The sequence below is a fragment of the Klebsiella sp. JN_Kp127 genome (assembly GCF_040062505.1).
Lineage (GTDB): Bacteria > Pseudomonadota > Gammaproteobacteria > Enterobacterales > Enterobacteriaceae > Klebsiella > Klebsiella quasipneumoniae.
Genome location: NZ_JBEAHS010000008.1, coordinates 108344 through 121796 on the forward strand (window position 1 = coordinate 108344; position 13453 = coordinate 121796).

General features: G+C 58.0%; 8 protein-coding genes. 2 read left to right on the forward strand and 6 right to left on the reverse strand.

Annotated features, from left to right (window positions below):
- Positions 1-21 precede the first annotated feature (21 nt).
- Together ABLV04_RS05925 and metH are read right to left on the reverse strand one after the other, a co-directional pair.
- On the reverse strand, positions 22-1653 hold the full coding sequence (locus tag ABLV04_RS05925) for a Na/Pi cotransporter family protein (protein WP_348815472.1): 1632 nt from the start codon (positions 1651-1653) through the stop codon (positions 22-24).
- 129 nt (positions 1654-1782) lie between these two features.
- A complete protein-coding gene (metH, locus tag ABLV04_RS05930) occupies positions 1783-5466 on the reverse strand; it encodes a methionine synthase (protein ID WP_180266234.1) in 3684 nt (1227 codons plus the stop codon).
- 194 nt (positions 5467-5660) lie between these two features.
- On the opposite strand from metH, the gene iclR reads away from it, so the two are divergent.
- Positions 5661-6491: a glyoxylate bypass operon transcriptional repressor IclR gene (gene iclR, locus ABLV04_RS05935; protein WP_180266233.1), complete on the forward strand. Its 831-nt coding sequence runs from the start codon at positions 5661-5663 to the stop codon at positions 6489-6491.
- A gap of 50 nt (positions 6492-6541) precedes the next feature.
- Here the strand turns inward: iclR and aceK are convergent, their stop codons facing one another.
- From aceK to metA, 4 genes are all read right to left on the reverse strand, one after another.
- Positions 6542-8326, reverse strand: coding sequence for a bifunctional isocitrate dehydrogenase kinase/phosphatase (aceK, locus tag ABLV04_RS05940; protein WP_023291610.1), 1785 nt, complete (start codon positions 8324-8326; stop codon positions 6542-6544).
- 102 nt (positions 8327-8428) lie between these two features.
- Positions 8429-9733 carry an isocitrate lyase gene (aceA, locus tag ABLV04_RS05945; RefSeq protein WP_004206828.1) on the reverse strand — a complete coding sequence of 435 codons (1305 nt, stop codon included), beginning with the start codon at positions 9731-9733 and terminating at the stop codon, positions 8429-8431.
- A gap of 80 nt (positions 9734-9813) precedes the next feature.
- Entirely contained in the window at positions 9814-11415 is a 1602-nt protein-coding gene (gene aceB, locus ABLV04_RS05950) for a malate synthase A (protein ID WP_180266232.1), read from the reverse strand.
- Positions 11416-11675: 260 nt separating this feature from the next.
- Positions 11676-12605 (reverse strand): homoserine O-succinyltransferase, encoded by a 930-nt coding sequence (metA, locus tag ABLV04_RS05955; RefSeq protein ID WP_004206830.1) that lies wholly within the window; start codon positions 12603-12605, stop codon positions 11676-11678.
- Between the two features lie 156 nt (positions 12606-12761).
- On the opposite strand from metA, the gene ABLV04_RS05960 reads away from it, so the two are divergent.
- Positions 12762-13223: an acetyltransferase gene (locus tag ABLV04_RS05960; RefSeq protein WP_032454547.1), complete on the forward strand. Its 462-nt coding sequence runs from the start codon at positions 12762-12764 to the stop codon at positions 13221-13223.
- The last annotated feature ends 230 nt before the right edge of the window (positions 13224-13453 follow it).

Here is a 13453-nt window from a genome sequence, read left to right on the forward strand (position 1 = left end):
TAGACGGAAAAATAATCCGTCTCAGTAGTCATCCCTTTCGTCGTCTTCATCCGGTTGCTCCATCACGCTGTAAGCCACCGAGCAGAACAGGCTGTTCAGACGCTTCATATCTCCCAGCAGCGCCAGGTGCAACGTACTGGTTTCGATACTCTGCACGTTCTGCTGATGCAGACGGTCAACGTGCGCATGCGAGTAACGGCGGTTAAAAATGCGGAACCGGTGTTTACTGCGCCGCAGGCGACGGGCGCTGGGCACATCGCTGGAGAAGAAGACCGACATCGCCAGCTGCAGGTTGCTGAGCAACAGATCGTACAGGGCGTCCAGCTCCTTTAACCCTTCCACCGAGAAGGCGCGCCGCGCCGCCAGCGATTTATCAGCGATCTCGCTGCCCATCCGCTCGACGATATCGGAGGCCTGCTCGAGGTTTAACGACATCTCAATAATTTCCGCCCAGCGCCGGGACTCCTCTTCCGCCAGCTCATCCTTTGGCATTCGCGCCAGATAGAGCTTAATGGCGGTGTAGAGCACGTTGATATCGTCCGCCATGCGGCGTAGCTCTTTCTCCTGACGCGGTTCGCCATGCATCACCTTATGCAGGCTCTCCAGCATTTGCTCCATCGCGTCACCAATGCGCAGCGTCTCGCGCGCGGCATTGGCCAGCGCCAGCGCCGGGGTGTCCAGCGCCGACGGGTCGAGATGCTTGGGTTTGAGATGGTTATCCAGCTCGGGTTCATCGCGGATCATGCGCTGGCACAGCTTCGCCATCGGTCCGGCAAAAGGCACCATCGCGATGCAGCGCAGCAGGTTGTAAAAAACGTGGAAGTAGATAACCAGCTCGGACTCGGCCAACGGCAGCTTATGCATCGCCGCGGCCAGCGGATGCACGAACGGCAGAATGATCAGGCTCCCCACCAGCTTAAACAGCAGGCTGCCCAGCGCCACCCGGCGCGCCGCCGCGTTCGCCGCGCTGTTGTTGAGCATCGCCAACAGCCCCGATCCCAGGTTGGCGCCAATCACCAGGCACAGCGCCACCGGGAAAGAGATCGCTCCTGCCGCGGTCAGCGTCGCGGTCAGCAGCACCGCCGCCAGGCTGGAGTAGCTGATGATCGCGAATACGGCGCCAATCAAGGCATCCAGCATAATATCCCCGGTCAGCGAGGCAAAAATCACCTGCACGCCGTTGGCCTGGGTAATGGGGTGGACGGCCTGCACAATCAGCTCCAGGGCCAACAGGATCAGCCCAAGGCCAATCCCCACTCGCCCCAGCTGCCCGGCGCGGGTCTGCTTACGGCCGAGGAAGAAAATCACCCCGATAAATATCAACAACGGCGACAGCCACGACAGGTCGAAGGTCAGCACCCTCGCCATCAGCGCCGTCCCGACGTCGGCCCCCAGCACCATCACCAGCGCCGGCGTGAGGCCCACTAAATCCTGGGCGACAAACGAAGTCACCAGCATGGTGGTGGCATTGCTGCTTTGCACCAGCGCAGTCACGCCAAGACCCGCGCAGAAGGCGAGCGGCTTTTTCTCTACGCTGCTACTGAGAACGGTACGCAGGCGAGCGCCATAGACGCGCATCACCCCGGTACGCACGATATGCGTGCCCCACACCAGCAGAGCGACCGCGGACAACAGGTGTAGCAGAGTTAACACGGAATCAGCTTCTCCTTATCGTTATAGGTGTTCCGACGTTCTGGAACCTATCTCAGTATAAGGGGTTAACCTCAATAAAGAGACAAGGCGCTCACAGAGCGCCTTGTTTGTTGTAAGGAAAGATGACGACTAGTCCGCATCATAGCCCAGATTAGGGGCTAACCAGCGCTCGACTTCCGCCGGGGTCATCCCTTTACGCAGCGCGTAGTCTTCGACCTGGTCGCGCTGGATCTGCGCCACGGCGAAGTATTTGCTGTCAGGATGGCTGAAGTACCAGCCGGAAACCGATGCCCCCGGCCACATGGCGAACGATTCGGTGAGCTTCATGCCGGTATGGGCTTCGACGTCCAGCAGCTGCCAGATGGTGCCTTTTTCGGTGTGCTCCGGACAGGCCGGATACCCCGGCGCCGGACGGATCCCCTGGTAATTCTCGCGAATAAGCTCCTCATTGCTGAGGTTCTCATTGGCCGCATACCCCCAGTAGACCTTGCGCACTTTCTCGTGCAGATACTCGGCGAAGGCTTCGGCCAGACGATCGGCGATGGCCTTGATCATGATCTTGTTATAGTCATCATGCTGCGCTTCATAGGCTTCCGCCAGCGCGTCCTCTTCCAGGCCGCCGGTGACGGCGAAGGCGCCGATGTAGTCCGCTTTGCCGCTCAGCTTCGGCGCCACAAAGTCGGCGAGGCAGTAGTTGGCGAAGCCGACCTTCTCCGTCTGCTGGCGCAGGTGATGGCTCACCGTCAGCACGTGGGTGCGGGTTTCATCGCGATAGATTTCAATATCGTCGCCCACGCGGTTGGCCGGGAAGAGGCCCACCACGCCGCGCGGGTTGAGGGTTTTCTCTGCGCTCAGCTTATCCAGCAGCTCGTTAGCGTCTTTGAACAGGCGCTGCGCCTCTTCCCCTACCACTTCATCTTCCAGAATGCGCGGATATTTGCCCGCCAGCGACCAGGTCATAAAGAACGGCGTCCAGTCGATGTAGTTGCGTAGCGTCTCGATACTGGCTTCCACCTCCTGAATCCCCAGGCGATGGGCCACCGGCGGAGTGTAGCTCTCCCAGTCAAAGGCCAGATCGTTTTCCCGTGCGGCGGCCAGGGTCACCGGCGGGGTGCGCGGTTTTTTACGCCCATGCTGGATACGCACGGTTTCATACTCTTTGCGCGTACGGGCGACAAACTCATCGCGCTGCGTGTCCGAGAGCAGCGCAGCCACCACCCCGACGGTACGCGAAGCGTTCTGTACGTAAACGGTCGGGCCGCTGTAGTTCTGCTCGATTTTCACCGCCGTATGCGCTTTAGAGGTGGTCGCGCCGCCGATCAGCAGCGGGATGGTAAAGCCCTGGCGCTCCATCTCTTTCGCCACGTTAACCATTTCGTCGAGCGACGGGGTAATCAACCCGGAAAGGCCGATGAGATCCGCGTTCACCTCTTTGGCGGTTTTGAGAATTTTATCCGCCGGGACCATCACGCCAAGATCGATTATTTCGTAGTTATTGCACTGCAGCACCACGCCGACGATGTTTTTGCCGATGTCATGAACGTCGCCTTTTACCGTGGCAATCACCATTTTGCCGTTACTGGAGCCCTGCTCTTTACTGGCTTCAATAAACGGCTCCAGGTAGGCCACCGCCTGTTTCATGACGCGGGCGGATTTCACCACCTGCGGCAGGAACATTTTGCCTTCGCCGAACAGATCGCCGACCACGTTCATGCCGTCCATCAGCGGCCCTTCGATCACCTCAATCGGGCGAGCGGCCTGCTGACGCGCTTCTTCGGTGTCCTGTTCAATAAATTCGGTAATGCCCTTCACCAGCGAATATTCGAGGCGTTTTTTCACCTCCCAGCTGCGCCATTCCGCCTGCTGGGCATTGGCGCCGTCGTCAACTTTACTGCCGCGATATTTTTCCGCCAGCTCGAGCAATCTTTCGGTGCTGTCATCGCGGCGGTTGAGGATCACATCTTCAACCGCGTCACGCAACTCGGCGGGAAGGTCGTCGTAAATCGCCAGCTGGCCGGCGTTGACGATGCCCATGTCCATGCCGTTGCGGATCGCGTAGTAGAGGAATACCGCGTGGATCGCCTCACGTACCGGGTCATTGCCGCGGAAAGAGAAAGAGACGTTGGAGACGCCACCGGAGATCAGCGCGTGCGGCAGCTCGCGTTTGATGTCTTCGCAGGCGCCGATAAAGTCCTGGGCATAGTTATTGTGTTCTTCGATACCGGTCGCCACCGCGAAGATATTCGGGTCAAAGATAATATCTTCTGGCGGGAAGCCGACCTCTTCGGTGAGGATTTTGTAGGCGCGACGGCAAATCTCAATTTTACGTTCGCGGGTATCGGCCTGGCCCACTTCGTCAAAGGCCATCACCACCACCGCGGCGCCGTAGCGGCGAACCAGTTTCGCATGGTGGATAAAGGGTTCGACGCCCTCTTTCATCGAAATAGAGTTAACGATGCCTTTGCCCTGAATGCATTTCAGGCCCTTTTCAATGACCTCCCACTTGGAGGAGTCGATCATGATCGGCACGCGGGCAATGTCCGGCTCGCCGGCAATCAGGTTGAGGAAGCGCACCATCGCCGCTTCGGCGTCGAGCATCCCCTCGTCCATGTTGATATCGATGATCTGCGCGCCGCTTTCCACCTGCTGACGCGCCACGTCCAGCGCTTCGCTGTACTTCTCTTCTTTGATTAAGCGTTTAAATTTCGCCGAGCCGGTAACGTTGGTACGTTCGCCGACGTTCACAAACAGGCTGTCATCGCCGATATTCAGCGGCTCCAGGCCGGAAAGACGGCAGGCGACGGGGATCTCCGGCAGCTGGCGCGGCGGCAGGCCGGCCACCGCGCGGCTCATGGCGGCGATATGTTCCGGCGTGGTGCCGCAGCAGCCGCCGACGATATTGAGGAAACCGGCTTCCGCCCATTCGCGGATCTGCGCCGCCATGGTATCGGCATCCAGATCGTATTCGCCGAAGGCATTGGGCAGGCCAGCGTTCGGGTGCGCGGTAACGTAGCATTCAGCGATACGCGACAGCTCCTGGACGTACTGGCGCAGTTCGTCCGGCCCGAGGGCGCAGTTCAGACCAAACGATAAGGCTTCGGCGTGACGCAGCGAGTTATAGAAAGCTTCGGTGGTCTGCCCGGACAGCGTGCGGCCGGAGGCATCGGTAATGGTCCCGGAGATCATCAGCGGCAGGTCAACGCCCAGCGCCTCCAGCTCCTCTTTCACCGCATAGATGGCCGCTTTGGCGTTCAGGGTGTCAAATACCGTTTCAATCAGGAGCAGATCCACGCCGCCTTCCACCAGCGCTCGGGTGGATTCGCGATAGGCAGCCACCAGCTGGTCAAAGGTAATATTGCGGAACGCCGGATCGTTCACATCAGGCGAAATAGAGGCGGTGCGGTTGGTTGGGCCAAGCACGCCCGCGACGTAGCGCGGTTTTTCCGGCGTGCGGGCCGTCCAGGCGTCGGCGCTGGCGCGGGCCAGCTTCGCCGCCGCAAAGTTGATCTCTGCCGACAGGGATTCCATCTGGTAATCCGCCATCGCAATGGTCGTCGAGTTGAAGGTGTTGGTCTCAATGATATCCGCGCCGGCCTCGAAGTAGGCGTCGTGGATCTCGCGGATCACCTCGGGCTTGCTGAGCACCAGCAGGTCGTTGTTGCCTTTCAGGTCGCACGGCCAGTCAGCAAAGCGCTCACCGCGAAAGTCCTGCTCACTCAGACGGTAGCCCTGGATCATGGTGCCCATGCCCCCATCCAGAACCAGAATACGTTCTTTTAACTGCTGATGCAGTTGCTCAACTTTGCTGCTCACACTTGCTCCCGACAACGCTCAACACAGGCCAAATAGCCAACAAACCATACTGGCATAAACCACCGGAGCGGAAAAGACAACAACGGGCAATATGAGACATGTTCAGCTTCACTCCTCCGATGAGTCCGGTTGTGATTGCATTATCGCCAAATAAAACGAAAATCATTTCCACGATACAGAAAAAGGAGTCCGCGATGGCCACTACCCCCGTTCCCGCGAGACGCGGCAGAAAACCCGCGGCTGCCACCGCCCAGCAGGCTGGCGGTCAGGTTCAGTCGCTGACCCGCGGCCTGAAATTGCTCGAATGGATTGCCGAGTCCCACAGCAGCGTCGCGCTGACCGAGCTGGCGCAGCAGGCGGGTCTGCCCAACTCAACCACTCACCGCCTGCTGACCACCATGCAGCAGCTGGGTTTCGTTCGCCAGGTCGGCGAGCTGGGCCACTGGGCCGTCGGCGCGCATGCCTTCGTGGTCGGCAGCAGCTTTCTGCAAAGCCGCAATCTGCTGGCGATTGTCCACCCGATCCTGCGCCAGCTGATGGAGGATTCCGGTGAAACGGTGAATCTGGCGGTGCTTGACCAGAGCGACCACCAGGCGATCATTATCGACCAGGTGCAGTGCACCCAGCTGATGCGTATGTCGGCGCCAATCGGCGGAAAACTGCCGATGCACGCCTCCGGCGCCGGGAAGGCGTTCCTCTCGCAGCTGAGCGAAGAGCAGGTGACCAGCCTGCTGCACCGTAAAGGGCTGCATGCCTATACGCATGCCACGCTGGTCTCGCCGCTGCATCTGAAGGAAGATTTAGCGCAGACCCGCAAGCGGGGCTACTCGTTCGATGACGAGGAGCACGCGCTCGGCCTGCGCTGCGTCGCCGCCTGCATTTATGATGAACACCGCGAACCGTTCGCGGCAATCTCCATCTCCGGTCCCATCTCACGCATGACCGATGATCGGGTGACCGAGCTGGGCGCGCTGGTCATTAAGGCCGCGAAAGAGGTCACGCTGGCATACGGCGGGGTTAAATAAAAAAATGCCCCACAGGGGCATTTTAAGTAGGCCTGATAAGCGTAGCGCCATCAGGCAGATCGGCGCACCTTGCCGGATGGCGGCGTAAACGCCTTATCCGGCCTACTGTCGGCGCCATAGCGCACGCTAAAACGCTGCTTACGCCGGTAAGCATAGACATCTTCCACATGACCGTTTTTAATCCGCGTCTGCAGTTCGCGCCAGTAGTCGGCGCGCAGCAGGTCGGCATGCATCTCCTCAAACAGCGGCCCAATGCGCGGGTCGGCGCACAGCCAGTGGCGGAACTCCTCCGGAAACACATCCCCCGGCGAGACGCTGTACCACGGCTCGCTGGCCAGCTCATCCTCGGGATAGCGCGGCGGCGGGATCTGGCGGAAATTCACCTCCGTCATATAGCAGATTTCATCATAGTCGTAGAACACCACCCGGCCGTGGCGGGTGACGCCGAAGTTTTTAAACAGCATATCGCCGGGAAAGATGTTGGCGGCGGCCAGCTGGCGGATAGCATTCCCATACTCTTCTACCGCATCGCGCAGCGCCTGGCCGTTAACCTGCTCCAGCCACAGGTTGAGCGGCACCATTCGCCGTTCAATATACAGATGACTGATGACAATCCGGTCGCCGAGGTCGGTCAGTTTGTTCCCCGCTTCCGCCTGCAGCAGCGCCAGCAGCGCTGGCGCGATTTGTCGTTTCTCCAGCACGAAATTTTCAAACTCCTGCGTGTCCGCCATCCGCCCGACGCGGTCATGCTCCTTTACCAGCTGATAGCAGGCGCGCACGTGGGCGGCGGTCATCTCCTTCTGCGGCGCGAAGCGGTCTTTGATCACCTTGAACACCCGGTCAAACCCCGGCAGGGTAAACACCAGCATCACCATCCCGCGAATGCCCGGCGCCTCGATAAACTGCTCATCGCAGCGAGCGATGTAATGCAGATATTCGCGATAGCTTTCGGTTTTGGCGTGCTTCTGGCAGCCAATCGCCATATACAGCTCGGCCGTGGTTTTACCCGGCAGGATCTCGCGCAGCCATTCCACCAGAGCGCCGGGCAGGGGCGCATAAACCATAAAATAGGAACGCGCGAAGCCAAAAACGATGCTCGCTTCGGCATGGGTGGTCAGGCAGGTATCGACAAACAGCTCGCCCTCGTCGCTGCGATGGATCGGCAGCAAGAAGGGCAGCGTGGTCATCGGCATCACCAGTTTGCCCACCAGCCAGGCGGCTTTGTTGCGATAGAACAGCTCATTGGCGACCTGTAGATGACAGGTGGCGAGCGGTTCCTCCCCCAGCGCCTCCTGCAGACTGGCAATGATATAGCCGATATCCCGCGCTTTATTTTGCCACGGCAGCCGCAGCGGCAGATCGGACAGCACTTTACCCAGCAGGTGCGACCAGCCGCGCTCTGGATAGAAATCTTTCGCCAGCGGGCGCGGAAGGGTGCGAAAAGGACGCTCGGGCTGCGAGCTGAAAATAAAGAGCCGCTCGGGGGTCAGCGAGCGGTGGTCAAACAGGCGGCAGTAGACCGAATTGAAAAAGCTCTCGGCAATTTCAAAACGAGGGTAATCCGGCAGCAAACGGGTGTAGTGGGCTTTCACCCGCAGCAAAAAGTCGGCATCCGTGCTTTTTCCCTCCGTGATGCAGCGCAGCTGCTCCACCACCAGACCCACATGGTGGTCATAGAGGTGGATCCGCTGTTTCATCGCCTGCTGCACCGCATGCCAGTCGGCCTGTTCAAAGCGCTGCTGCGCGCCGGAAGTCACTTCGAGAAAACGCCCATACTGAGCGTCAAATCCCTGCAATATCGTTTGGGCAATCAGTAATTCCAGACCACGCGTCATCGAACTCCCCCATCCGGTACCACGTCAGGCCGGATGGCGCGCTCGCTTATCCGGTCTGGATCCCTTCACAGGCCCGGTGAGCGTCGTGCCACCGGGCATGGCTCAAAACTGATCTTCTTCGGTCGAGCCGGTCAGCGCCGTCACCGACGAGGCGCCGCCCTGGATAATGGTAGTGACCTTGTCGAAGTAGCCGGTGCCCACCTCCTGCTGATGCGAGACGAAGGTATAGCCTTCCGGCCCGGCGGCGAATTCCGGCTGCTGCACTTTTTCAACATAGTGGCGCATCCCCTCACCCTGAGCGTAGGCATGGGCGAGGTCGAACATGTTGAACCACATGCTGTGGATCCCGGCGAGGGTAATAAACTGGTATTTGTACCCCATGTCCGACAGCTGCTGCTGGAAGCTGGCGATGGTTTTATCATCGAGATTTTTCTTCCAGTTAAACGACGGCGAGCAGTTATAGGCCAGCAGTTTGCCCGGGAAACGCGCATGAATGGCTTCGGCAAAGCGACGCGCCTGCTCGAGATCCGGTTTCGACGTTTCACACCACACCAGGTCCGCATACGGCGCGTAAGCCAGCCCGCGGCTGATCGCCTGCTCGATCCCGGCATGGGTGCGGAAGAACCCTTCGCTGGTGCGATCTCCGGTAATAAACTCACGATCGTACGGATCGCAGTCTGAAGTAATTAAATCGGCAGCGTCAGCATCGGTACGGGCGATCACCAGCGTCGGGACCCCCATCACGTCGGCCGCCAGACGCGCCGCCACCAGTTTCTGTATCGCCTCCTGGGTTGGAACCAGCACTTTACCGCCCATATGACCGCACTTCTTCACCGACGCCAGCTGATCTTCGAAGTGAACAGCCGCTGCACCGGCTTCAATCATCGATTTCATCAGCTCAAAGGCGTTCAGGACGCCGCCGAAACCGGCCTCCGCATCCGCCACGATCGGCAGGAAGTAGTCGATAAAGCGCGGATCGTTCGGCTCAATCCCGGCTGACCACTGGATCTGATCGGCGCGGCGGAAGGTATTGTTGATCCGATCCACCACCGCCGGTACCGAGTTGGCCGGGTACAGCGACTGATCCGGGTACATGCTGGACGCCAGGTTAGCATCCGCCGCCACCTGCCAGCCGGAGAGATAAATGGCTTCGATGCCGGCCTTCGCCTGCTGCAAGGCCTGGCCGCCGGTCAGCGCGCCAAGGCTGTTGATGTACCCTTTCTTCGCCTCACCGTGCAGCAGACGCCACATTTTCGCTGCGCCAAGCTGCGCCAGCGTGCATTCCGGGTTCACCGAGCCGCGTAATTTCACCACCTCTTCCGCGCTGTACGGGCGGGTAATCCCTTCCCAGCGCGGGTTCGTCCACTCTTTGTTTAATTCTTCGATTTGTTGGGTACGGGTTTTCATGTGCAGATGCTCCATATTATTTCCTGGCTCCCCAGGCGTCATTGGTGAAGGACTAAATGGCGAACAACACCATCTGGCGATTAGGCCAGCAGGCGGTAGCCCGGTAATGTCAGAAAATCAATCAGTTCGTCGGAGGTGGTGATCTGCTCCATCAGCCGCGCCGCATCGTCAAAGCGGCCATGGCTGAAGCGGTGCTCCCCCAGCTCCTCCTGAATCACCATCAGCTCTTCCGCCAGCCACTGGCGGAACAGCGCTTTCGTGACCGGCGTGCCGTCGTTCAGGGTTTTCTGATGATGGATCCACTGCCAGATAGAGGTGCGCGAGATCTCGGCCGTCGCGGCGTCTTCCATCAGGCCATAAATCGGTACACAGCCGTTGCCGGAGATCCAGGCTTCGATGTACTGCACCGCCACGCGGATGTTGGCGCGCATCCCGGCTTCCGTGCGCTCGCCCTCGCAGGGGGCCAGCAGCTGTTCGGCGGTAATTGGCGCGTCCTCGCTACGGGTCACCGAGAGCTGATTCGGCTTGTCGCCGAGCACGCGGTTAAACACCGCCATGGCGGTATCCGCCAGCCCAGGATGGGCGATCCAGGTGCCATCGTGACCGTTGTTCGCCTCCAGCTCTTTGTCGGCGGTGACTTTATTCAGCACCTGACGGTTACGCTCGGCCTCTTTACTCGGGATAAAGGCCGCCATTCCACCCATCGCAAACGCCCCGCGTTTGTGGCAGGTCCTAATCAACAGCCGTGAGTAGGCGCTGAGGAAGGGTTTATCCATCGTCACCACCTGGCGGTCCGGCAGTACGCGGTCAGGATGGTTTTTCAGCGTCTTGATATAGCTGAAGATATAGTCCCAGCGGCCGCAGTTCAGGCCGACAATATGGTCGCGCAGCGCATGCAGGATCTCATCCATCTGGAACACCGCTGGCAGTGTTTCAATCAGCAGCGTGGCCTTGATGGTGCCGCGCGGCAGGTCAAAGCGATCTTCAGTAAAGCTGAAGACATCGTTCCACCATGCCGCCTCCTGCCAGGCCTGGGTTTTTGGCAGATAGAAGTAGGGACCACTTCCTTTCGCCAGCAGCGCCTGGTAGTTATGAAAGAAATAGAGCGCAAAATCGAAAAGACTGCCGGGAATGGCCTCATTACGCCAGGTCACATGCTTTTCCGGCAGGTGCAGGCCGCGCACACGGCATACCAGCACAGCGGGATTGGGCTGCAGTTGGTAGATTTTGCCAGCCTCATTGGTGTAGCTGATGGTCCCGTTCACGGCATCACGTAGGTTGATTTGGCCATCAATGACTTTACGCCAGTCCGGCGCCAGCGAATCCTCAAAGTCCGCCATAAAGACTTTTACGTTAGCATTCAGCGCGTTAATGACCATCTTGCGCTCGACGGGGCCGGTAATTTCAACGCGGCGATCCTGCAAATCCGCCGGGATACCGCGAATGGTCCAGTCGCCATTTCTAATGGAAGCAGTTTCCGAAATAAAATCCGGCAGCTGCCCATCGTCAATAGCCTGCTGCTGCTGCAGACGCGCGGCCAGCAGTTTATTGCGCGCCGGCGTAAAGCGGCTCACCAGTTCCGTCAGGAATTCTACCGCCTCAGACGTCAAGATCTGCTTCTCCTGCTCGCCATAGGGCTGACTAAAGGCCAGTTCATCGGTGATTGTCGCCTGCTGCGTCATTGTGCTGCTCCTCTTGGTTGATCCGCTGGAAGCGAGCGAAAGATCGTTGTGCAGTTTTCGCTCAGCACAATTAAGACTACTCAATTAATTTTCAAAATCAAAAACAATTTCCATTTTAATTTTAAAATGAGATTAACATATTGATAACAATGAAATTAAAGTTATCATCAGCCATGAGGTGAATTTCGGAAATAAAAAAGGCACCCGAAGGTGCCAGAGGCAAAGTGCTGAAACGCTTTAGGATCGTTTCGTGCGGAGTATTACTCCAGCGTTGGATTCATATGACGCAGATCGTATGGTGTAATCTGGTAGACGTAATAGTTCAGCCAGTTAGCGAACAGCAGATTACCGTGGCTCCGCCAGGTGGCGCGCGGTTTGTTCTGCGGGTCGTTTTGCGGAAAATAGTTGTGGGGAACCTCAGGGTTCAAACCGGCTTCCACATCGCGGAAATATTCACTTGCCAGGGTATTGGCATCGTACTCGGGGTGGCCGGTGACAAAGGCTATACGCTTATCTTTACTGGCGAACAGATACGCATCGCCCTCTTCCGTCTCCGCGAGGATCTCGAGATCGGTATAATCCCGGATAAGCCCTGCAGGAAAGTCAGCATAGCGTGAGTGTGGGGCCAGGAAAGAGTCGTCGAAACCGCGGGTCAGTAAAGCGTGTGGATGAAGAATATGGTGTTCATAAACGCCAGAAATCTTTTCGGCGCGGGTCTGCTTGGGAATGCCGTACAGAATATTCAGCGCGGCCTGAACCGCCCAACAGACGAACAGCGTCGAAGTGACGTGATCCTTGGCCCACTCCAGCACCTGTTTGATCTGCGGCCAGTAAGCGACATCATTAAATTCAACCAGGCCTAAGGGAGCGCCGGTGACGATCAGGCCGTCGAAGTTCTGATCGCAGATCTCATCGAAATTGCAGTAAAAGTTATTCAGATGTTCCGCCGGCGTATTACGTGACTCACGCGCATCGATACGTAATAACTGGATGTCCACCTGCAGCGGAGAGTTCGACAGCAGACGCAGGAACTGATTCTCCGTCTCGATTTTCTTCGGCATCAGGTTGAGGATTAACACCTTCAGGGGGCGGATTTCCTGAGTTGTTGCACGCGTTGTCGTCATCACAAAGACGTTTTCATTGCGCAAGAAATTGACGGCTGGTAGCTCGTCCTGCACCCGAATTGGCATAACTCTATTACCTCATAGCATACGTATAAACGTTTAGACATCCAGATAGCTGAAGATAACCAGGAATCGGGTGAATGTCGAGTCTGCATGTTCACGGTGAGAAAATTTCACGGCGCGCATTGAGTTAGAATATAAGAATGAAGAAAAGGAGAAAATATGGTTATTAGCATCCGCCGTTCCCGGCCTGATGAAGGGGATAAACTGATTGCGATCTGGTGTCGGTCAGTCGACGCCACGCACGATTTTCTGTCAAAAGCGTATCGGAGAGAGCTGGAGGAGCTGGTACGTGCCTTTATACCGGAGGCTCCGCTGTGGGTGGCGGTTAACACGGAGGACCAGCCGATCGCCTTTATGCTGCTGACCGGAGATCATATGGATGCGCTGTTCGTCGATCCGGATGTCCGCGGCTGCGGTGTGGGGAGATTGCTGATCGCGCATGCGCTGTCGTTAACGCCAACACTGACGACCAACGTAAATGAGCAGAATGAACAAGCGGTCGGGTTTTATCGGAGAATGGGTTTCAAAGTGACAGGTCGCTCTGAAACGGACGATCTGGGTCAACCGTATCCGTTATTGAATTTGATACATGAGCAGCAGGCTGAAGCAGACTACGATTGACGTCGGTAACTTTGCGGCATTGATGTCCCCTCGGCCAGCAGGTGGCCGAGGATCCGTAGCCCCGGTAAGCGCAGCGCCACCGGGGGAGGCATACCCCACACAGCAAAAAACCCCGCACCTTTCGGGACGGGGTTCTTTTTAAACGCAAAAACAAAAAGCCCGGTCTTTCGACCGGGCTTTCTGCTTTATTTGATGCCTGGCAGTTCCCTACTCTCACATGGGGAGACCCC